The organism is Streptomyces sp. CMB-StM0423, assembly GCF_002847285.1.
GTDB lineage: Bacteria > Actinomycetota > Actinomycetes > Streptomycetales > Streptomycetaceae > Streptomyces.
This window is the reverse complement of sequence record NZ_CP025407.1, coordinates 6,186,249-6,207,123: the sequence shown is the minus strand read 5'-3', so window position 1 is coordinate 6,207,123 and position 20,875 is coordinate 6,186,249. Positions and strand designations below refer to the sequence as shown.

At 74.1% G+C, this 20,875-nt stretch carries 16 protein-coding genes, 1 other RNA gene and 1 pseudogene; 9 read left to right on the top strand and 9 right to left on the bottom strand.

Annotated elements, in window-relative coordinates; translation table 11 throughout:
* Positions 1-27 precede the first annotated feature (27 nt).
* Complete coding sequence (ku, locus tag CXR04_RS26995; protein ID WP_101424835.1) at positions 28-1,020, top strand: non-homologous end joining protein Ku; 993 nt, start codon at positions 28-30, stop codon at positions 1,018-1,020.
* 117 nt (positions 1,021-1,137) lie between these two features.
* Here the strand turns inward: ku and CXR04_RS26990 are convergent, their stop codons facing one another.
* The 3 genes from CXR04_RS26990 to CXR04_RS26980 form a co-directional block, all read right to left on the bottom strand.
* Positions 1,138-1,866, bottom strand: a complete 729-nt coding sequence (locus CXR04_RS26990; protein ID WP_101424834.1) for a DUF2382 domain-containing protein — start codon at positions 1,864-1,866, stop codon at positions 1,138-1,140.
* Positions 1,867-2,004: 138 nt separating this feature from the next.
* A complete protein-coding gene (locus CXR04_RS26985) occupies positions 2,005-2,211 on the bottom strand; it encodes a hypothetical protein (RefSeq protein WP_101424833.1) in 207 nt (68 codons plus the stop codon).
* A gap of 2,051 nt (positions 2,212-4,262) precedes the next feature.
* On the bottom strand, positions 4,263-5,474 hold the full coding sequence (locus CXR04_RS26980; protein ID WP_101424832.1) for a hypothetical protein: 1,212 nt from the start codon (positions 5,472-5,474) through the stop codon (positions 4,263-4,265).
* A 145-nt stretch (positions 5,475-5,619) separates the two neighbouring features.
* Here CXR04_RS26980 and CXR04_RS26975 point away from each other — a divergent pair, with 145 nt between their 5' ends.
* A complete protein-coding gene (locus tag CXR04_RS26975; RefSeq protein ID WP_101424831.1) occupies positions 5,620-6,093 on the top strand; it encodes a DUF3574 domain-containing protein in 474 nt (157 codons plus the stop codon).
* A 53-nt stretch (positions 6,094-6,146) separates the two neighbouring features.
* On the opposite strand, the gene CXR04_RS26970 is transcribed toward CXR04_RS26975, so the two are convergent.
* Positions 6,147-7,178 carry a LacI family DNA-binding transcriptional regulator gene (locus CXR04_RS26970; protein WP_101424830.1) on the bottom strand — a complete coding sequence of 344 codons (1,032 nt, stop codon included), beginning with the start codon at positions 7,176-7,178 and terminating at the stop codon, positions 6,147-6,149.
* Between the two features lie 145 nt (positions 7,179-7,323).
* On the opposite strand from CXR04_RS26970, the gene CXR04_RS26965 reads away from it, so the two are divergent.
* Both CXR04_RS26965 and CXR04_RS26960 read left to right on the top strand, forming a co-directional pair.
* The gene (locus CXR04_RS26965; protein ID WP_101424829.1) at positions 7,324-8,286 is read left to right on the top strand and encodes a glycoside hydrolase family 16 protein; all 963 of its coding nucleotides are present in this window, start codon (positions 7,324-7,326) and stop codon (positions 8,284-8,286) included.
* A complete protein-coding gene (locus CXR04_RS26960) occupies positions 8,283-9,440 on the top strand; it encodes a beta-1,3-glucanase family protein (RefSeq protein ID WP_101424828.1) in 1,158 nt (385 codons plus the stop codon). Before CXR04_RS26965 ends, CXR04_RS26960 begins: the two co-directional genes overlap by 4 nt.
* A 158-nt stretch (positions 9,441-9,598) precedes the next feature.
* On the opposite strand, the gene leuE is transcribed toward CXR04_RS26960, so the two are convergent.
* Positions 9,599-10,270 (bottom strand): leucine efflux protein LeuE, encoded by a 672-nt coding sequence (gene leuE / locus CXR04_RS26955; RefSeq protein ID WP_101424827.1) that lies wholly within the window; start codon positions 10,268-10,270, stop codon positions 9,599-9,601.
* A 141-nt stretch (positions 10,271-10,411) separates the two neighbouring features.
* On the opposite strand from leuE, the gene CXR04_RS26950 reads away from it, so the two are divergent.
* Entirely contained in the window at positions 10,412-10,954 is a 543-nt protein-coding gene (locus tag CXR04_RS26950; RefSeq protein WP_101424826.1) for an MOSC domain-containing protein, read from the top strand.
* 18 nt (positions 10,955-10,972) lie between these two features.
* Here CXR04_RS26950 and CXR04_RS26945 read toward each other — a convergent pair whose 3' ends face one another.
* Positions 10,973-12,505 carry an arylsulfotransferase family protein gene (locus CXR04_RS26945; protein ID WP_234380523.1) on the bottom strand — a complete coding sequence of 511 codons (1,533 nt, stop codon included), beginning with the start codon at positions 12,503-12,505 and terminating at the stop codon, positions 10,973-10,975.
* Positions 12,506-12,663: 158 nt separating this feature from the next.
* Between CXR04_RS26945 and CXR04_RS26940 the strand changes: the two genes are divergently transcribed.
* On the top strand, positions 12,664-14,322 hold the full coding sequence (locus CXR04_RS26940) for a ribonuclease catalytic domain-containing protein (RefSeq protein WP_101424825.1): 1,659 nt from the start codon (positions 12,664-12,666) through the stop codon (positions 14,320-14,322).
* Positions 14,323-15,205: 883 nt separating this feature from the next.
* Here the strand turns inward: CXR04_RS26940 and CXR04_RS26930 are convergent.
* Both CXR04_RS26930 and CXR04_RS26925 read right to left on the bottom strand, forming a co-directional pair.
* Positions 15,206-16,084 (bottom strand): MerR family transcriptional regulator, encoded by an 879-nt coding sequence (locus tag CXR04_RS26930; RefSeq protein WP_101424824.1) that lies wholly within the window; start codon positions 16,082-16,084, stop codon positions 15,206-15,208.
* A 63-nt stretch (positions 16,085-16,147) separates the two neighbouring features.
* Positions 16,148-17,650 (bottom strand): aminotransferase class V-fold PLP-dependent enzyme, encoded by a 1,503-nt coding sequence (locus CXR04_RS26925; protein ID WP_101424823.1) that lies wholly within the window; start codon positions 17,648-17,650, stop codon positions 16,148-16,150.
* 68 nt (positions 17,651-17,718) lie between these two features.
* Between CXR04_RS26925 and CXR04_RS26920 the strand changes: the two genes are divergently transcribed.
* The 3 genes and pseudogenes from CXR04_RS26920 (at position 17,719) to rnpB (ending at position 19,943) form a co-directional block, all read left to right on the top strand.
* Complete coding sequence (locus CXR04_RS26920; protein ID WP_101426631.1) at positions 17,719-18,549, top strand: helix-turn-helix domain-containing protein; 831 nt, start codon at positions 17,719-17,721, stop codon at positions 18,547-18,549.
* A gap of 57 nt (positions 18,550-18,606) precedes the next feature.
* Positions 18,607-19,386 (top strand): annotated as a pseudogene (locus CXR04_RS26915) (DMT family transporter); the annotation flags it as partial.
* A gap of 155 nt (positions 19,387-19,541) precedes the next feature.
* Positions 19,542-19,943: RNase P RNA component class A (gene rnpB / locus CXR04_RS26910), an RNA gene on the top strand.
* Positions 19,944-20,287: 344 nt separating this feature from the next.
* Here rnpB and CXR04_RS26905 read toward each other — a convergent pair.
* Positions 20,288-20,857, bottom strand: a complete 570-nt coding sequence (locus tag CXR04_RS26905; protein ID WP_101424822.1) for a TetR/AcrR family transcriptional regulator — start codon at positions 20,855-20,857, stop codon at positions 20,288-20,290.
* Positions 20,858-20,875: the final 18 nt, after the last annotated feature.

Sequence of the window (20,875 nt, the reverse complement as noted above, 5' to 3'; positions counted from 1 at the left end):
TGAACCTCCGGGAGAGAGGACATATGGATGAAATCTATATGGAAGGGTGCGATCTCCTTCGGGTTGGTCAGCATTCCGGTCCAGCTCTACTCCGCCACCGAGGAGCACGGCGTGTCCTTCCGGCAGGTGCACGCGGCGGACGGCGGCCGGATCCGCTACCGGCGGTTCTGCGAGCTGGAGGACCGCGAGGTGCAGTACGCGGAGATCACCAGGGCGTACGAGACGGAGGACGGCGAGCTCGTCGTGCTCACCCCCGAGGACCTCGCCGAGCTGCCGCTGCCCAGCAAGAAGATCATCGACGTGGTGGGCTTCGAGGAGGTCGGCTTCTTCGACCCCATCCAGTTCTCCCGCGCCTACTACGTCAAGGCCGCCGACGCCGCGGCCGCCAAGCCGTACGTCCTGCTCCGCGAGGCGCTGAAGCGCTCGGGGCGGGTGGCGGTGGTCAAGGTGGCGCTCCGCAACCGGGAGGCGCCCGCTCTCGTACGGGTGCTGGAGGAGGAGGACGTACTCGTCCTGCACACGATGCTCTGGCCCGACGAGGTGCGCTCGGCGCAGGCGGTGGCGCCGGACGAGAAGGTGACCGTGCGCCGGCAGGAGCTGGACATGGTCGACTCGCTGATGGACGCGCTGGGCGGCTACGACCCGGAGGAGTTCACGGACGAGTACCGCGAGGCGGTCGAGGCGCTGGTGGCGAGCAAGGAGGGGATCGCACCGCTGCCGAAGGAGGCGGCGGCAGGCGAGGAGCGGGGGCAGGTGATCGACCTGATGTCGGCGCTGGAGGCGAGCGTCCAGGCGGCGAGGGACAAGCGCGGCGGGACGGCGGCGCCGCGAAAGAAGGCGGCGGCGAAGAAGACGACCGCGAAGAAGACGGCGGGGACGAAGACGACGGGAACGAAGACGGCCGGGACGAAGAAGACGGCGGCGAAGAAGACCGGGACGGCGGGAAAGAAGACGGCGGCGAAGACGGCGGGGAAGAAGACGGCCAAGAAGACGACGAGGAAGCCGGGCAAGGCAGCCTGAGGGAGACGGGGCCCGAGGGGACGCCCGAAGCACGGAAGGGCTCCTGGGAGCCGAAGTGCGGGGGTCCGCACGTGGGCGGACCCCCGCACCGGAGGCATGACGCGAACGCGGTCGCGGTCAGAACCAGCGACCGCGCCCCTTGCCCTCCCCGATGTCCTCGGCGGCGCCGGGGGTGTCGGCGGTCTCGGGCGCGGCGGCGTGACCGGAAGTGCTCTTGCGCTCCTCCTGCTGCTGACGGCGGGCGCCTTCGCGCAGGTCGTAGCCTTCCTGCACCTCGCGGACGCTCATCGACGAGCCCGAGCCGGCCGGCACGTTCTCGACGATCTCCTCGGTCTTGAGGACGGTCTCGAAGGTCTGGGTGTCCTCGATCCGCCGGGTGCCGATGTCGGCGACGGCATAGGGCTCGGACACCTTGTGGACGACGACCTCGGCGTCTTCGCCGTAGAGCGGTACCTTCACGCTGCGCTCCACGAACTCGTGGTGGTCGCCGGCGATCAGGTTGCCGTCCTTGCCGTCGACGTCGCTGCGCCGTACGACGCACTCGTCGTGGCCGCGCGTGACCTCGAACCGCTGCGGGGTCTCCCGCACCCGGATCGTGACCTCGGCCTCGCCCACGGGCTGCCGCTGGTCGACGGGCTCGACCTGCAGCCGCTCGCGGTACGCGACGACCCGCTGGTCCTCCGCCGCGCCGCCACGCCGTGCGTTCTCGGGCTGCTGACCGCGCCGGCTCTGCTCGCCCTGGCCGCCGCCGCCCGCCGCAGCGGCGGCGTCGGTCTCACGCCCTACCCCCGCGGCTTCCGCGGCCTTGCCACTGCCGCCACTGGCTGTGTTCCTGTCGGTCTGCACAGTTCCTCCCGCTGGTGGTGCGTGCAGGGATAGCAGCGGTCCGCCGACATGATTTCGGCGAAACCGGCATATCACCCATGTAACGCCTCCGCCGTTCAGGTGTCGACCGGAGGGAGTAATCAGCAGCTCGCACGCGACTCAGCGCCGCGCGCCACCGCCCTGCTCACCCCGGGCCGCCCGATCGGCCCGCTTCCGCAACCGGGCCCGCCCGATCTCACGGAGTTGCGGATCGGCGTCGATGGCCTGGTCCCGCTCGTCGTCGTACGCGTCGCGCGCCGGCTGCCCCTCGCCCCGGCCGCCGTCCTCACGACCGGAACCACTGGTCGGACGCTTGTCGGTATGCACGGGTCGCCTCCCGCCGGAGGTAGGGGATGATCGCGACTTCCCCGGGGGGTACGAACCGGGGGAAGCCCGGCGATTCCATGAAAACGCGAGGGGATGGGCGTGTCGAACGGAGGGGGCGGAGGCCGGGGGCGTGGCGGCTGCGGGCCGTACGAGGGCCGGGGGATGCAGGGGCGACGAGAACCAGCGGGCGTCCCCCGGGGGCGGGGCGGCACGACGGCGGCGTGGCGGGTGGCCGGTAGCGGGGGTGGGGCATCGGGGGCGCCCTGGGCTGCGGCGGACCGGGAGCGGGGGGCGGTGTCGGGGCGGCCCGTGGTGGGGACGCCCGGTCGCCGGCCGGGGAGTCGGCGCCGGAGGGCCGGAGCCGGCGTCGGGGTGATCCCGGGCGGGGATGCGCCAGCCGCCGGGCGGGGAAGGCGGCGCCGGAGGCCCGGGACGTAGGGTCACCCGCCGGCCGGGGAAGGCGGCGCCGGAGGCCCGGGACGTAGGGTCACCCGCCGGGCGGGGTGCAGCCCGGCGACGGGCTGGAGCGGGCGGCAGGTACCCCCGCACCACCGAGGGCGTCGGGCATAGGTACTCGCGGGCGAACCCGCCTCCGTGGGGATTGGAGCATCGGGCCCCCTCGCCTGCGGCGACGTCCGTAGGCAACCCGGCCTCCGCCGCCGACGACCGACCGCAAGACGAAACTCCCCGCACCGCCCCCGGCCGTCGAACTCGCCCCCCAAGGGCGACTCCTCCCACGCGAAGCACACTCCCCCGCCCACGGAGCACCGCCGCCCGGCCCGTGGCATCCCGAGCGGAGAAATCCGGCCGTAACTCGCGGTAACACCGCCGATCCGCCCCAAATCGGCCCCGGGGCACCGGCTTTCGCCCCCTCAGACGCACGCACCCGACGGCGGCCCGACAACACCGCCAAGGGCTGCCCGAGCGCACGCCGCCGGCACAAATTCAGGGAGACCGACCGGGGTAACCATAGTAAATCCCTCACAGAGCCCGAATTTCGCCACGAAAGGCACATGACCACCCCGAGGGGCCAGAGGCCGCAAGACAGGCGACATGGGCGCACGCCGAGGATACAAGCCCCCGGCACCACCCCACCAAAACCGACTCAAATCACCCACGCGAGCCGACTTTTGCGCACCGGGACGCACTGCCCCCGGGTCCGACCGCCAAGGGCGCACCAAAACCAGCCCCGGGGACCCGACCGCCCCCGGGTCCGCGCGTCGGCTATGCCGCCCGGAGTTCGCCCCACCGTCCCGGGGCGCCGGATGCAGACGGCGGCCCGGCTCCGTTCTCCTCCTCCGGAACCGGGGCCGTCCGTGTGCAGTTGGGCCCGGCTCCGGTGGGTCGGCCCCCGTCGCGGGATGACCGATCCGTACGCCGCTTCAAGGGACGCCGCTCCCTCCGGGCCACCCATAGCCGCCGGTCCGTCACGGGCCGGAGTCCGCAGTCAGGGGTGGGGCGAAGCCCCATCGCGCAGCGACGTTCCCGCAGCGAAGCGGAGGGAACGCCCTTGACGGCGGACGCAGGCCCGCACACTCAGGAGACGGGTGGCCCGGTGGGAGCCCCAACGACACCGCCCACCCCGGCACGGCTCCCCCGTACACCGGCCCACCCACACACCACCGCCACCCCGACTCCGCTCCGAAACACCGGGGTCCGCGATCCCGCAGCAGAGCCCCGGCGCCCTCCGGGTAGAACCGCGAACGGGCCTGCACGACGCCGCCCCCGCGCCGACCCCGTTCCGGGGTGGGGAGGGGGTGCCCCGATCCCGCCCCTTCCCGGAACTCAGGGGCTCCGCCTCCGAGACCCCGCCCGGGGGCTCCGCCCCAACCCCCCTCGGGACCACACCCTGCCCGCCGGCTGATCCACCCTCGGCTCCCTGCCGGGCACTCCGCCCCCGCACCCCGGCACCGCACCCCAGAAATCCCCCGGGCTACGCCCCGACCACGCCGGTGCTCCGCCCCGGAACCCATCCGCAGCCCACCCCCGTCCGCGCCGCAGTCCACAGCCCGCCCCCGTCGCGCCCGCCGCCCCCCAAAACCCGCCGCCCCTCACCCCCGCATCCGGCGTACCGCCCTGCGGGCGACCACCCGGACCAAGTCCTTCACCGGCACATTCCGCACCGGCCGATCCTCCAGCGCCCCCCGCGCCTCCGGCACCTCCGGGGCCGGTGCCGGTGCCGGGGCCGGCGGGGACGCCTTCGCCGCCAGGGCCGCGGACGCCAGTATTCCGCCCAGCACCGCCTCCGTCGCCGCCTCCGTGGGGATCTCCCTCGGCGTCACCGGCTCCACCGGCGTGCTGGGCCGCCGGGACAGCGCCTCCAGGTCCCCCACCACCCGGACCCCCGACGCCGCGATGCCCGCCGCCACCCGTTCGGCCACCTCCGCCACCGCCGTCTCCGCCCACTCCGGCGTCGTGATGCGGGGTTCGTTCGGCGCCGGTTCGTACGACTGGAGGCGCGGGACCACGCCCTCGCGGATCACCTTGCCCTGCCGCCACGTGCTCCAATTACGCTCCCGCAGCTTGCGGTTGAGCTGCAGCAGCAGCTCCGCCTCGCTCTGCGTCAGCGACGAGTTCCCCCCGCTCTCCTGCGGCTGCAGCACCTCCTCCGGCAGGTCCAGCAACTGCTCGAAGACCCGGAACTGCCACAGCGGCCGCGCCTCGTCCACGACCACCGCCGTCACGTTCTCGGGACCCGCGGCCGCCGCCCAGCGCTCGATCAGCTCGTCGTGCCGCTGCAGGTGCCAGAAGTCCGGCGTCGGCTCCTCGTACGGGGGCTTGCGCAGCATGGCGTCGAGCCAGGTCTCGTACGACTCGCAGAGCCCGTGCTTGACGTACTGCTGCCAGTGCGACGGCATGATCTTCCGCAGCGGCCGCAGCGTCACCACCACGTGCACGCCACCCTCGCCACCCGCGCCGCCCTCGCCCGCCAGCTCCTGCACCGCCGTCCGCGCCGCGTCCGCGGAAGCCGTCGCGAAGAACTCGCTGCTCGCGAAGAACCGCAGGTCACCCGCCTCCGCCGCCTCCCGGCAGAACGCCTCCCAGGGCTCGCGCTCCGCCGCCGTCGGGTCCTTCCTGGCGATCGCGACCGCCGGGTCCTTCGCCTGGCGACCCGGCCCGGCATAGACGACGCCGTGCTCCCTGAGGGTGTCGCGCGCCTCGTGGAACGCGGCCTGGAGGGCGGTGGTGCCCGTCTTGTGGGGGCCGATGTGCAGCAGTCTCGTGCCCGGTGGGGTGGGCGCGGTGAATCGCTCTCCCTGCATGGAAGGGCCTTTCGTGTTCCGGAGGAGGGCCTCGATTCTGCAACGGCGTGACCACCGGTCGGTGAGGTCGAGCCGAACAACGGGCAAACAAACGGCCCCGGGCGCATCCACGCAACTTTCCCTCCCGGTGGTCGTTTCCCCGGTCGTGAACCTTACGAAGCCACGCCTTCGCCTCGCCGCCCTCGCGCTCGCCGCGGCCCTCGCCGGCGCCGCCGCGGCCACCGCCCCCGCCGCCCTCGCGGAGGGCGACCCCACCCCACCGGTCGCCCTGTCCCAGGCCGCGGACCTGGAGCCGTACGTGCAGACGCATCTGATGTTCGGCACGGTACGGCCCGACGGCGGCCCGGACGTCACCGACCGGCAGTTCCGCGCGTTCGTGGACGAGGTCGTCACCCCGCGTTTCCCCGCAGGGCTCACCGTGGACCAGGTACGGGGCCAGTACCGCGACCGGCACGGCACCATCGAGCGGGAGCGCTCGTACGAGGTCTACCTGCTCTACCCGCTCACCGAGGCGCAGGAGCAGGACGGCCGGATCGAGGAGATCCGCGACGCCTACACGGCCCAGTTCGCGCAGGAGTCGGTGGCCCGGGTGGACGAGCCCGCCCGCGCCGGCTTCTGATCGGGGGCCCTCTCAGGTCCGTGCCCACCACCCCAAGCCCCCCGATACCCCCCTCAGCCCGACTCCCGCACCACGAGCCGCGGCGTCGTCACCACCGGCTCCTGCTCCTCCTGCCCGCCCCCCAGGCTGCGCAGCAGCAGCCGGGCCATCACCCCGCCCATCCCCTCGACGTCCTGGTGCACCGTCGTCAGCGGCGGCTCCGTCCAGGTCGCGGGGTCCAGGTCGTCGTAGCCGACGACGGCGACGTCCGCGGGGACGCGGCGGCCGTGGGCGCGCAGGGTGCGCAGGGCGCCGGTGGCCATCAGGTCGGACCCGGCGAACACGGCGTCGAGGTCCGGGGCGCGGGCCAGCAGCTCCGCCATCGCGCGTTCGCCGCCGGCCGGCGTGAAGTCGCCCTCCGCGACCAGCTCGCGGCCGCCCGGGGCGTCTCCGCCCACCCCCAGCGCCGCCCGGTACCCCGCCAGCCGGTCCACCGCCGACGTCTGGTCCAGCGGCCCCGCGATGTGCCCGATCCGCCGCCGGCCCCGCCCCAGCAGATGCCGTACGGCCAGCTCCGCGCCCGCCCGGTTGTCCGTGTCGACATACAGCAGGCCCCGCTCCCCCGCCGCCCCCGGCCAGCCAGGACGGCCGCCGTAGACGACGGGCAGCCCCGCCGCCGCGGCCAGGCCCGGCAGCGGGTCGTCGCGGTGCAGCGAGAACATCAGCGCGCCGTCCACGTGCCCGCCGGCCAGGAACCGGCCGATCCGCGGGTAGTCCGCCCGGTCCGCGACGTAGAGCAGCACCAACTGCGTGTCCGCCGCCGCCAGCGCCCCGCTGATCCCCCGCAACTGCCGGGCGAAGAACGGGTCGGCGAAGACCCGGCTCTCGGGCTCGGCGATGACGACGGCGACCGCGCCGGTGCGCCGGGTGACGAGCGTGCGCGCGGCCTGGTTCGGTACGTAGCCCAGCTCGGCCACGGCGCGGTGCACCCGCTCGCGCAGCGGCTCGCGCACCCCCGCGCCGCCGTTGACCACGCGCGACACCGTGGCCCGCGACACTCCGGCGCGGGCGGCCACGGCCTCCAGCGTGGGGCGGTTCCCGGACACCTCAACTCCTCTTCACTCGGTGGGCCTTGACAGTAGCCCGCCCACTCGGCAGTGTGCCTCAACACAACCTGAGAGCGCTCTCAAACAGGCGCATCCCCAGGGGAGAACCTCCTCATCCCCCCACACCCCCGAGGAGCAGCCAGACATGCACGCAACACGCATACGGTGGCGCAGGAGCCTGCTCGGCGCGGTCGCGGCGATGGCCGCGGTCAGCGCGCTGACCCTGCCCTCCGCGACAGCCGGCGAGGACAACGGAGGCGCGGCAAGCGACCCCGCACCCCTCGCCGAGGTGTTCCGCGACGACTTCGACGGCGCCGCCGGCTCCCCGCCCGACGCCGCGAACTGGATCGTCGACACCGGCACGTCCTACCCCGGCGGTCCCGCCAACTGGGGCACCGGCGAGATCCAGACGTACACCGACAGCCCGGAGAACCTCCAGAAGGACGGCAAGGGCAACCTCACCATCACCCCCCGCCGCAACGCCTCCGGCGGCTGGGCCTCCGCCCGCATCGAGACCCAGCGCACCGACTTCGAGGCCCCGGCCGGCGGTGTGATGCGCATCGAGGCCCGGATCCAGATGCCGAACGTCACCGGTGCCGAAGCCCTCGGCTACTGGCCCGCGTTCTGGACGCTGGGCGACGCCTACCGCGGCAACTACTGGAACTGGCCGGGCATCGGCGAGTTCGACATCATGGAGAACGTCAACGGCGTCGACAGCGTCTGGGGCGTGCTCCACTGCGGCACCGCACCCGGCGGCCCGTGCAACGAGAACAACGGCCTCGGCGCCTCCCGCGCCTGCCCGGGCGGCAGTTGCCAGTCCGGCTTCCACGAGTACGCCCTGGAGCTGGACCGCAGCGGCCCCGTCGAGGAGCTGCGCTGGTACGTGGACGGCCAGCAGTACCACTCCGTCAACGCCGAGCAGGTAGGGGCCGAGACCTGGGCGAACCTCGCCCACCACGGCCACTTCCTGCTCCTCAACGTAGCCATGGGCGGCGCCTTCCCCGACGGCGTGGCCGGCCACGCCACCCCCACCGACGCCACCCGGCCCGGCGTGCCCATGACCGTCGACTACGTGTCCGTCGAGCAGTCCGGAGGTACCGCCGAATGATCTCGCGACGCAGGCTGCTGGGTGGTCTGGCCGTCGCGTCCGCCGCCGCGGGGACACCTCTGGTGCTCTCCGCGGCGCGGGCGGGCGGCGCCGCCGCGGCCCTCGACGTGACCGTCGTCAACAAGACCGGCGCGTACGAGAACTCCTCGATCAGCATCTACGTCGTCGGCAACGAGGGCGGCCGGCAGGTCCGCCTCACGCCCGACGGGTCGCTCGCGCCCATCGAGGTCGGCGACAACGGCCCCGACGGCTACACCGACTACGCCATCCCCTTCGCCGGCAGCGGCGACACGGGCCTGACGCTGCCGAACATGTCCGGCCGCCTCTACGTGGCCCTCGGCGGCAAGCTGAAGATGAAGGCGGTCACGGACGGCGCCGGCAACGCGGCGCTCGCGTACCCCGCCGGCTGGGTCTCCACCGACCCCAACTACCCCGTGCTGCACGACTGCATGGAGTTCACGCTCAACGACGCCGGCATGTTCTGCAACACCACCATGGTCGACATGTTCAGCGTGCCGATGTCCATCCATCTGACGGGCGCCAAAGACCAGACGACCGGGACGCTCAAGGACGGCGCCAGGCAGAAGGTGTTCGACACCCTGGCGGGCACCGAGGGCTTCGGCCGGCTGGTGGACGGGGACGGGCTGCGGGTCATCGCCCCCGGGCACGGCCTGGACGCCGGGCTGTTCGACGGCGCGTATCTCGACGGGTACGTGGACGAGGTCTGGTCGGCGTACGCGGGCAAGGACCTGAAGGTCACCACGAACGCCGGTACCTTCACCGGCCGCGTCGCCGGCGACCGGCTGTCCTTCGCCGGCCCCGCCGACGTCGCCTTCGACCGGCCGCCCACCCGCGACGTGCTGTTCTGCGACGGCAAGCTCGCCGCCCCGAACGACGGCACCACGGGCCCCGTCGCCGCCATCCTCGGTGCCGCGCTCAACCGCACCACCCTGCGCGACCACGCCGACCAGCCGGTCACCGACGCGTCCGCCTTCTACGGCACCGGTATCTCCAACCACTACGCACGGGTGATGCACGAAGTGTCGGAGGACGGGCGGGCGTACGGGTTCGCCTTCGACGACGTGTCCGGCTTCGCGTCGTACATCGAGGACGGGGCGCCGCAGCAGCTCACGCTGACGCTGACGCCCTTCTGACACCCACGGGAGCCGGCGGGGGGCAGCGGGAGCCCGCCGGCTCCCGCGGGGCCGCGGGGGCCGCGGCAGGCCGGGGGCTGTCCGGTGGTCAGGGCCGGGCAGCCCGCGGCCGGCGGCGCGCGTTTGCCCTCCGCCGCGGCAGGCTCAGAAGCGGGACGTCACGCGCTGCTCATCGACAGTTTGGCCGCGAAGCCCAGGAACGCCGTCCCCGCCGCCGCCGACATCCCCGCCGTCAGCCGCCGCCTGCGGCGGAAGAGGGCCGCGAGGTGCGTACCGCTGAATATCAGGGCCGTCAGGTACGTGATGCTGAACAACTGCGCCCACGCCGCCAGCACGACGAACGTCAGCTCCGGGTGCGCGTACGCCGGGTCGATGAACTGCACGAAGAAGGAGACGAAGAACAGGATCGCCTTCGGGTTCAGCAGGCTGACGACGAACGCCCGGCGGTACGGGCGCTCCATCTCCTCCCGCTCCGCCTCCGCCCGCACGGCTTCCCCCTCCGCCCGTGCGACGGCCCGCGCCTCGCGCTCGCGCCACATCCGCCACGCCCCGCGCAGCATCCCGACCGCCAGCCACGTCAGATACCCGGCGCCCGCGAACTTGACGACGGCGAACGCCGTCGGGCTCGCCTGCAGCAACGAGGCCACGCCGCCCGCGGAGAGCACCATGAGCACCATGTCGCCGCACATCACGCCGCCGGCCGCCCGGTAGCCGGCCCGGGCGCCGCGGCGGGCGGCGACGGAGACGACGTAGAGGGAGTTGGGGCCCGGGAGCAGGATGATCAGGGCGAGCCCGGCAAGGTACGTCGACAGATCCGTGACTCCAAGCATGCGGGCCAGGCTGCCATGCACCCGCCTGTCAGACGAATCGATTATCGGGCAATCCCGCATGCCGGACAGGGTCGGTCCCGTGCACCGGCCGGTTAGGCTCGTCAGCGGATCACCGGTCACGGCGGAGGGGGCCCGTACGGCATGAACGGCACGGTCACAGCGGTCTGCAGCAGCGGCGAGTACACCTTCCACAAGCCGGCCCGCGAGTCGATCACCCTGCTCGCCGGCCTCGGCGTCGAAGGCGACGCGCACGCCGGCGTCACGGTCAAGCACCGCTCCCGGGTCGCCCGCGACCCGTCCCAGCCGAACCTGCGGCAGGTGCACCTGATGCACGAGGAGCTGTTCGCCGAGGTCGCCGAGGCGGGCTTCGCGGTACGCCCCGGGGAGCTGGGCGAGAACGTCACCACCCGGGGCGTCGACCTGCTCGGCCTGCCCACCGGCACGCTGCTGCACCTCGGTGCCGAGGCCGTCGTGGAGGTCACCGGGCTGCGCAACCCCTGCCACCAGATCGACGACTTCCAGAGCGGGCTGCTCAAGCAGGTCGTCGGCCGGGACGCGGCGGGGAACGTGGTGCGCAAGGCGGGCGTGATGAGCGTGGTGCTGACGGGCGGCGTGGTACGTCCGGGAGACCCGGTCGTCGTGGTGCTGCCGGACGCCCCGCACCGCCCGCTGGAGAAGGTCTGAGCGCCCCTCCGTACGCCCTCAGCCCGCGCCGGTCTCCGTGACCGCGGAGGCGCCGATCACCTCGCCGTCCACGTCCAGCGCCTCCGCCTGCACGTAGGCCGCGTCCGCCGCGTCCGCCGGCAGGGCGACGTCCGTGTCGAGCCCGTCCCACGGCTCGCTTGCGACGGGCCGCAGGCCGTCCCGCGCGTCGCCGGCCAGCACCCGCCAGCCGGCGACCTCCGTGGCGCCGTTCCACACGGCGTGCGCGTCGCCGGACGCGCCGTCGATCCGTACCTCCGGCGCGGTCTCGGGCTCGCCCTCCCACTCGTCGCGGTAGGCGCGGTACGAGCTGTACTCCTCCGGGAAGGCGGCGTCGAACACGAGCCGCCCGGCCGCGTCGAACTCCGAGATCCGGCCCGCGGAACCCCAGCCGACCAGGGTGTTGCCGTTGGGCAGGCCCTGGCTGCCGCCGGTGACGGCGGTGGAGACGCGGTCCGGGTGCACGAGCTGGCGCTCCAGCTCGGCGGTGCCGCGGCGCGGGTCGATGCGCAGCCATACGACCCGGGTCTCGTAGCCGTCGGAGTGCATGTTCTGGTTGTCGAACATGCGGTACGTGCCGTCGCCGACCGCCACGACATCGTGCTGGGCGATGGTGCGGGCGCCCGCGCCGAGCCGGAAGTCGCTGTTCTTGCCGCCGAGCCGCCAGACGATCTCGCCGGTCTCCCGGTCGAGCTTGTAGACGGTGCTGGTGCCGACGGCGGAGACGAGGAGGTCGCCGTCGGTGTCGAGGGAGACGGAATTGGTGTGCAGGTAGTCGAAGGGGCGGGTGCCGGCGCGTCCCGAGGGCCGCTCGTCGGACTCCTGCAGCGGTACGTGGTCGAGGCTGCGCCACTCCAGCAGCGGCTCGCCGGTGGCGAGGTCCAGCTCCCACACGACGCTCTCCAGCACGTCGCCGTCCGCGGGGCCGCCGACCGGGGTGAGGTCGCAGGGCCGCTGCTGGTAGCTGACGACGAGGGCGGTGCCCTGCGGGGTGAGCCGGAACTCGTGCAGGTCGATGCTCTGTTCCGGGTCGGGGGAGCGGACGGTGGCGATGATGTCGTAGTTCTCGTCGGCGACGTAGCCGACGCCCTCGCCGAGTCCCGCGTTGTCGCTCTTGCCCTGCCACCAGGTGAGGACCTTCTGACCGCGGTACTCCTGCACGCGGAAGTCGGCGACGTACTCGTTCTGCGGGATGCGGTGGTACCAGACGGGGCGGCCCCGGTCGTCGACGATCTGGGGTCCGCGGCCCGCCTCGGGCGGCGGTTCCTCGCCGGGCGGCCCGACCCGGCCGGGGTTCTTCTGCGGGCCGACGAACAGCAGTCCTTCGCCCGTGCCGGGGCGGCGCTCCAGCACGTCGAGGGGCGCGGGCGGCTCCTCGGCCGGCTCCTCGGCGGCGGGTGCGGCCGCACCGCGCGCGGCGGCCGGTTCCGCGGCCGGTTCTCCGGCCTGTTCCGCGGCAGCCGCGGGCGGGAGGGCGGCGACGAGACCGCCGAGGATGATCGCGGTGCACGTACGCGCCAGCCGACGGGACACGTGACGGGATGCATGAGGGGTGGGCATGTCTCTCCCGGAGGTGGGGGCCTCCACGTCTACCAACCGCGCGGTGACAGAGCGGTCACTCCTGGGGCGCGCGGGGCGGCTCCGGCCGCGGTGGCGCGCCGGGGGCGCCCGTCCGAATTAGGCTGATATGCGTGCCCCAACGCATCCTGCACGCCGCCGACGCCGAGGACGCCCCGCTCCGCGCCGCCCTGCGCCGGCTGCGCGCCGCAGAGGACGTGCCCGCGGCGTTCCCGCCCGAGGTGCTCGCCGAGGCCGACCGCGCCGCGAAAGCCCCCCGGCTGCCCGAGCGGGACGCGACCGACATCCCGTTCTACACGGTCGACCCGCCCGGCGCCCGCGATCTGGACCAGGCCCTCCACGTCGCCCGCCGGGGCGGCGGCGGCTTCCGTATCCACTACGCCATCGCCGACGTCGCCGCCTTCGTGCCCCCCGGCGGAGCCGTCGACGCCGAGGCCCACCAGCGCGTGACGACGCTCTACTTCCCCGACACCCGCGTGCCCCTGCACCCCGAGCAGCTCTCCGAGGGCGCCGCCAGCCTGCTGCCCGACCAGACGACCCCCGCGCTGCTCTGGGAGATCGACCTGGACTCCAGCGGCCAGGTCGCGGAGGCCACGGTCGCCCGCGCGCTGGTACGCAGCCGCGCGCGGCTCGACTACGGCGGCGTACAGCAGACGATCGACGAGGGCACCGCGGAGGAGCCGGTGGCGCTGCTGCGCGACGTCGGACTGCTGCGCGAGGAGGTGGAGCGCGAACGCGGCGGGATCTCGCTGGGCGTACCGGAGCAGGAGGTGGTGCGCCGCGACGGCCGCTACACCCTGGAGTACAGCGCCCCGCTGCCCGCGCACAGTTGGAACGCGCAGGTGTCCCTGCTCACCGGCATGGCCGCCGCGGACCTGATGCTCGCCTCCGGCACCGGCATCCTGCGTACGCTGCCGCCCGCGCGGCGCGGCGCCCTGACGTATCTGCACCGGGTCGCCCGCGCGCTGGACATCGACTGGCCCGAGGGCCTCGACTACCCCGAACTCCTCCGCTCCCTCAACCCGCAGATGGCCAACCACGCGGCGTTCCTCCAGGACTGCACCGCGCTGCTGCGCGGCGCCGGGTACACCGTCTTCGACGGCGAGCCGCCGGCGCGGCAGGACGCGGCGCACGCCGCGGTGGCCGACGAGTACGTGCACTGCACGGCGCCGCTGCGGCGGCTGGCCGACCGGTACGCCCTGGAGCTGTGCGTGGCGGCGGCGGCCGGCGAGCCGCCGCCGGAGTGGGTGCGCGAGGCGCTGGGCGGCCTCCCGGAGCTGATGGTGCGGGGCGCGCAGCGGGCGGGGCGGCTGGAGCGGGAGTGCGTGGACCTGGTGGAGGCGGCGCTCATGAGCGGGCGGATCGGGGAGGTCTTCGACGGGTACGTGGTGGAGGTGGACGAGCGCCGCCCGACGCGGGGGACGGTGCAGCTCTACGAGCCGGCGGTCATCGGCCGCGTGGATGCGGAGGAGTCGGCCGAGGCACCGGTGCCGTCGGGGAGCGGGGAGCCCGCGGAAGGCGGGGAACCGGCCGAGGGCGCGGAAGGGGCGGAACCCGCGGGCGGTGCGCCACCCGCCGACTCCGCGGAACCCGCCGACTCCACCGAGCCCCCGGAGCCCCCGGAACCCGCAGAGCCCGCCGGCGCCGCCGGGCCCCCCGTCCGTGCCTGGCCCGCCCCCGGCGAGCCGTTGCCGCTCGGCCACCGCGTACGGGTACGGCTCACGGCGGCGGAGCCCGGGGTGTCGCCCGTACGCTTCGCGCCCGCGCCCTGACCGGGCAGCGGCGCTCCACCGGGCTCCCCCTCCCCCGCCTCCGCGCGCGCCGCCCGCGCCGCGCGCAGGGCGTCGACCACCGGCTGCGGGTCGTCCGCGTAGAACTTCAGCACCCGCGCCTCCGCCGGCTTCCCCAGCGGCCGTACGAACGCCACCGGCTCCGTCAGTTCGACGGTCACCGACGTCTGCCCCCCGACCGCGAGGTGCGCCGTGCCGTCGTCGTCCAGCCGCAGCAGCCCGCCCCCGTCGGGGAAGCGGCGGTCCACCCGGGCGTTCGCGATCAGCTCGGCCGGTACGGGGATGTCCAGCAGGACCCCGTACCGTACGCGCAGCGAGCCGTCCGCGCCGACGACGTGCGGCCGGACCACGCACGCCGCCTGGAGCGCGAGGATGAAGTAGATGCCCCAGATGTCGAGGACCAGCACGACGGCGTGCACCACCGGCCAGGGGATGACGAGGGCGAGCGCCACGGTCTCGATGACCGAGACGAAGAGGAAGCCGTAGAACGTGAACGCCTGCCCGGAGGCGTACGGGACGGCGGTGTCACCGGGGCCGATCCCGTGCTTCGGGCGGCGGGCGAGCCAGCGCAGGGTGGCGGTGAAGAGCTTCACCTCGTGCACGGTCAGCTTGCGCACGGCGGCGGGGACGCTGTCCCGTACGGCCTCCAGACCCGCCGCGCGGGCCGCGAGGCCGGCGCCGCGGTGGCGGCGGTAGTCGGCGGCGAGCAGCGTGACCAGGGCCGCGGTGACCAGCAGGACGGCCACCTCGACGGCGAGCATCACCGGCTCCGGGATGCGGACGCCCGAGGCGAGGCAGAGCACGAGCACCAGCTCGCCGGGTACGAGCGAGGCCAGGGCCCAGCGGACCGTACGGCGCAGCGCGTTCACGACGCACGCTCCCCGCGCCGCCGCTCCGCGCGCCCGGCCCCGCCCGCCTCGCCGGCCCCGCTCGTCCGCTCTCCGAACAGGACCATCGCCCGGCGCAAAACCTCGGCCTGCGCCGGGGGGAAGTCCGCGAAGAACATCTCCGCGAAGGCTTCCCGGCCTTCGTCGCCGTCCTCGCCCGCGCGGGTACCGGCCTCGTCGGGCCCCGCGGCCATCAGCGCCAGCGCCTCGTCCGGCAGGGCCGCGAGGACGTCCCGCGCCAGCTCCTCGACGCGCGGGTCCGTGGCCTCGGCGTCGGCCAGCTCGTCGAGCCGGGCGTAGATGTCGTACGCGCGCGTCATCGCCTCCGGGTCGGCGCTGAGCGCGTGCAGGAGCGCGTCGAGCCAGCCCCGGTGGGCGTCGTCCGCGGTGGTGTCCAGGAGCGCGAGCAGCTCCCGCTCCTTCGCGGCGCTGGCCGGCTCCGGGACGCCGAGCCGGGCGGAGGTGCGGGACATGTCCGCGAACACCGCGGCCAGCTCCGGCGACACCGGGCCCTCGGCGGTCAGCCCGCCGCCCTCCGCGTACCGCAGCAGCTCGGCGAGGCGGGCGCGGCGCTGCCGGATGGCGGCCTCCTGCCGGGCGAGGTCGGCGTCCAGCTCCGCGAGGATCTCGTGCAGCTCCTTGCCGATGTCGTCGGCGAGCGCGTCGCGGACCTCGTCCAGGCTGAGGCCCAGCTCGGTCAGGCGGCGGACGCGGGCCAGCTCGACGGCGTCGCGCAGGGTGTAGACGCGGTAGCCGTTGGCCCGGCGGGCGGGCTCGGGCAGCAGCCCGATGCGGTGGTAATGCCGCACGGTACGGGTGGTGACCCCGGCGAGCGCGGCGAGCTCTCCGATTCGCATGACCTCAGTAGAAACGTTGACGTCGCGGCAAGGTCAAGCGACGGGCCGGGGCCACCGGGCCACTCAGGCGGTGCCGCCGGCCTCCCCCGCGTCCGCCGTGGTCACCGCGTCCGGCCCGGTCACCGCGTCCGCCGCAGCGCACAGGTCGTCCCACAGCGCCCGTACGTGCCGCTCCTCGGTCTCCAGCCCGCCGACCGCGACCCGCAGCAGATAGCGGCCGTCGACCACCGTGTGGGTGACGTACGACCGCCCGCCCGCGTTGATCCGCTCCAGCACCGCCTTCGTCGCGGCGTTGTCGGCGTCGGTGCCGCGGCCGGTGACGGCGTACAGGCAGACCAGCGCCAGGCTCCGCGGCACCCCCAGCGCGAAGCGCGGGTCGGCCGCCGCCCACGACTCCAGCTCCGCGGCCAGCCCGACGTGCCGGCGCACGTGGTCCCGGATGCCGGCGAGGCCGAAGCGGCGCAGCACCGTCCACAGCTTCAGCGCGCGGAAGCGGCGGCCGAGGGGCAGGTGCCAGTCGCGGTAGTCGACGACGGCGCCGGACTCGCTGGCCGCGTTGCGCAGGTACTCCGGCAGCACGGTCAGGGCGCCGACGAGGGTGGCGGTGTCGCGGGTCCAGAAGAGATTGCAGTCGAAGGCGGTGAGCAGCCACTTGTGCCCGTCGGTGCTGTACGAATCGGCCAGCCCGGCGCCGTCGAAGAGCCCGCGGTGCTCGGGGCAGAAGGCGGCGGCGCCGGCCCACGCGGCGTCGACATGCAGCCAGATGCCGTACTCGGCGCAGACCGCGGCGATCTCGCGCACCGGGTCGACGGCGCCGGTGCCGGTGGTGCCGATCGTGGCGCACACCATCACCGGGCGGCGGCCGGCCGCCAGGTCCTCGCGCACGGCGGCGGCCAGCGCGTCGGGCGCCATCGTCTGGCCGCCGTCGCCGCCGGGCGGCACGATCCGTACGGCATCCGCGCCCAGGCCCGCGGCGATCGCGGCCTTCTCCAGCGAGGAGTGGGTGTGCGCCGAGACGTACAGCACCTCGCGCCCGTCCCGGCCCGCCGTCCGCCAGGCGCCGCCGGAGCTGCGGTGCAGTGCGGCGAGCAGCGCGACCAGCGAGGACGAGGACGCCGAGTCCTGGATGACGCCGCCGCCACCGCCGGCGAAGGTGAACTCGGCGGGCAGTCCGGTGGCGTCGGCGAGCTGGTCGAGCAGGTGCTGCTCCAGCTCCGTACAGGCCGGGGACGTCGACCAGAGCATGCCCTGGGTGCCGAGGCCGGTGGAGAGCATGTCGCCGAGGAGGGAGGCGAGGGAGGCGTTCGCGGGGAAGTACGCGAAGAAGCCGGGGTGCTGCCAGTGCGTGGAGCCGGGCACCACGACGCGGTCCATGTCCGCCAGCACCTCGGTCAGCGGCTCGCCCTCCTCCGACAGCTTCGCCGGCAGTTGCCGGCGCACCCAGCCGGGCTCGACGCCGGGGAGCACCGGCAGGTCGCCGACCCGGGCGCGGTAGTCGGCGATCCAGTCGACGTAGGCGTGGCCGAGCTCGCGGAACTCTTCTGGGGACAGATCTCGCTGCGACATCCGCGCATCGTAGGCAGCCGCGGAATCCCGCTGGCAAGGGGCGTACGGCATCGCGCACAATGCGACGCATGAGGGGCGAGGGGGGCGGGCGGAGCGCCGAGGAGTACGCGCGCTGGACGCGGACGCCGCTCGGCGCGGGCCAGTCCCTGTACCTGATGACGGCGTGCTTCACCGCCCACCGGTACGCGCCGCACGCCCACCACGAGTTCGCCGTCGGGGTGTGCACGGACGGCGCCGAGGTCATCGACTACCGCGGCGAGCGGATCAGGGCCAGGCCCGGCAGCATCGTCGTCCTCGGCCCGGGCGAGGCCCACACCGGCGGCCCGGCGGACGACGAGGGGTACGCGTACCGCGCGTTCTACCCCTCCATGGCGCTGCTGACCGACGGCGCGTGCACCGAGGCGCACTTCGCCGAGCCGGTGATCGACGACCCGGCCCTGGCCGCCGCGCTGCGCGCCGCGCACGTCGCGGTCGACCGCGGCGCGGAGCCGCTGGAGGCGGAGTCGCGGCTGCCGTGGCTGCTCGCGGCGCTGGCCCGCCGGCACGGCCGCGCCCGCCCGGCGGCCACGGCGCCGCTGGGGAGCGGCGTGGCCCGTGCGGTACGGGACCGGCTGGCGGACGAGCTGACGGACCCGCCGTCGCTGGCGGCGATCGGCTGCGACCTGGGGCTGTCCCGGTACCAGGTGCTGCGGGCGTTCCGGGACACCATGGGCATGCCCCCGTACGCCTGGCTGGCGCAGTACCGGGTGGAGCGGGCGCGCGGCCTTCTGGAGGCGGGGCACCGGCCGGCGGAGGTGGCGGGTCTGGTGGGGTTCGCGGACCAGGCGCATCTGACGCGGTGGTTCCGGCGGGTGCTGGGGGCGACGCCGGCGGCGTACAGCAGGAGCGTACGGACGTAGGGCCGTCCCGCAACGGCATTCAAGACAGCGGTGCTTCCGCCCCGGAGGCTGGACGGCATGACTGCACGCGGCTGGGCCCTGTTCCTCCTCATGGGCGTGATCTGGGGAGTCCCGTATCTGATGATCAAGGTGGCGGTGGACGCGGTGTCGCCGTCGGGGGTCGTCTTCGTACGGTGCGCGCTGGGCGCGCTCGTCCTGCTGCCGCTCGCGCTGCGCGGCGGGGGGCTGGTCCGTACCGTACGGACGCACTGGGCGCCGATGCTGGCGTTCGCCTGCATCGAGATCATCGGCCCGTGGTGGACCCTGACCGACGCCGAACGCCAACTGTCCAGCGCCATGGCCGGCCTGCTGATCGCCGCGGTGCCGACGATCGGCGTGATCCTGGCCCGGCTCCTCGGCGACGAGGAGCGCCTGGGCCGCCGCCGCTGGCTGGGCCTCGGTCTCGGCCTGGCGGGCGTCGCGGTGCTGGCGGCGCCGGAGTTGAGCGGCGGCTCGGCGTGGGCGATCACGGAGGTCATGCTCACCGCCCTCGGCTACGCCACCGCCCCGCTGATCATCGCCCGCCGGCTGAAGGACGTACCGACGCTGCAGCTCATCGCGCCCTGCCTGCTGCTGGCCGCGATCGTCTACGCCCCCGCGGGCATCGCCACCTGGCCGGACACGACGCCGTCGGGCAAGGTGCTGGCGTCGCTCGTGGGCCTGGGGGTGCTGTGCACGGCGCTGGCGTTCGTGGTCTTCCTGGAGCTGATCCGCGAGGTGGGCCCGACGCGCGCGGTGGTCTTCACGTACGTCAACCCGGCGGTGGCGGTCGCGGCGGGCGTCGCGTTCCTGGACGAACCGCTGACGGGCTCCATCGCCGCGGCCTTCGTCCTGATCCTGGCGGGTTCCTTCCTGGCCACCGCGGCGGGCGGGGGCGGACGCTCTGCCCCGGGCGCGGACCCGGGCGGCGGCGAGGAGACCGTAGCTGCGACTAACATGGGCCTTACGGCGGACGAGCCGGCCGGGCGGTCGCGTCGGTCCCACCCAGGGATCGCCGAGGAACGTCCGGGCTCCACAGGGCAGGGTGGTGGGTAACGCCCACCCGGGGTGACCCGCGGGACAGTGCCACAGAAAACAGACCGCCGGGGGCGTACAGCTCCCGGTAAGGGTGAAACGGCGGTGTAAGAGACCACCAGCGCCCGGGGTGACCCGGGCGGCTAGGTAAACCCCACCCGGAGCAAGGTCAAGAGGGGCCGCGGAAGCGACCCTGCGCGGACGACCGAGGGCGGCCCGCCCGAGTCCGCGGGTAGACCGCACGAGGCCGGTGGCAACACCGGCCCTAGATGGATGACCGCCTCCCCGGCGGCCGCAAGGCCCCCGGGAGACAGAACCCGGCGTACAGGCCGACTCGTCCGCCCTCACGGCCCTGACCTGGGTGTTTACCTGGGTCAGGGCCGTTTTCCACGCCACGATGCGTCCCGTCTCCACCTGCGGTTTCCCGGGAGTTCCCGCGCGTTGGTGTAATGGATGTGTAACGCGATCTTGGTGTCGGGGCAGAGGTGGAACGAGCGGGGCAGCGTGCGCGAACCCGACCTCCGAACTATTGCCGCAGCCACGGACCTCGTGGTGAAGTCCCCCTTCAACGCCTCATACCCGCTACGTTTACGGCGTTTACAGCCCGGTCGGCGCCCGGCTGAGGGACCTGGCCCGGGCGGCCGGGGCCTGGTGGCAGGTCGCGGCACGGGCGCCGAGCCCGCCGTCATGCCGTGTGGCGGCATCCGGTGAGGAGCAGGTCGACCATGCGCTTGGCGTCGGCCTGATCGTAGTCGGGGCCGGTGATGCAGAGGTTTCCGACGGCGCGCATGAGCGTGTAGGCGGTGACACCGGGGCGAAGTCCGCCGCCGTCGGCGCAGGCGTCCAGCAGCGTCGCGCAGGCCGGGACCAGGGTGTCGAGCATGAGGGCGTGGAGGTTCTCCAGCCCCGGGTCTCCGGACCCCAGCGCCGCCCCGAGGCCGTGCTTGGTCACGAGGAACTCCACGAAGGCGTCCGTCCACAGGGTCAGCGCGGTGAACGGCGAGGCGGATTCCTCAAGGAGCCGGGGCGCGAGAGCGGCGCAGGCGTCGATCTGGTGCCGATAGACGGCGGTGACGAGGTCCGCGCGGCTCGGGAAGTTCCGGTAGACCGTGCCGACACCGACACCGGCGCGTTCGGCGATGTCGCGGACGGGCGCCTGGACGCCCTGCTCGACGAAGACCGCCGCGGCAGCCTCCAGCACGCCGCCGCGGGTGCGCCGTGCCTGTGCTTGGCGGATCCCGACCGACTCCGGCACGGATGGCTCCCTTTGCTC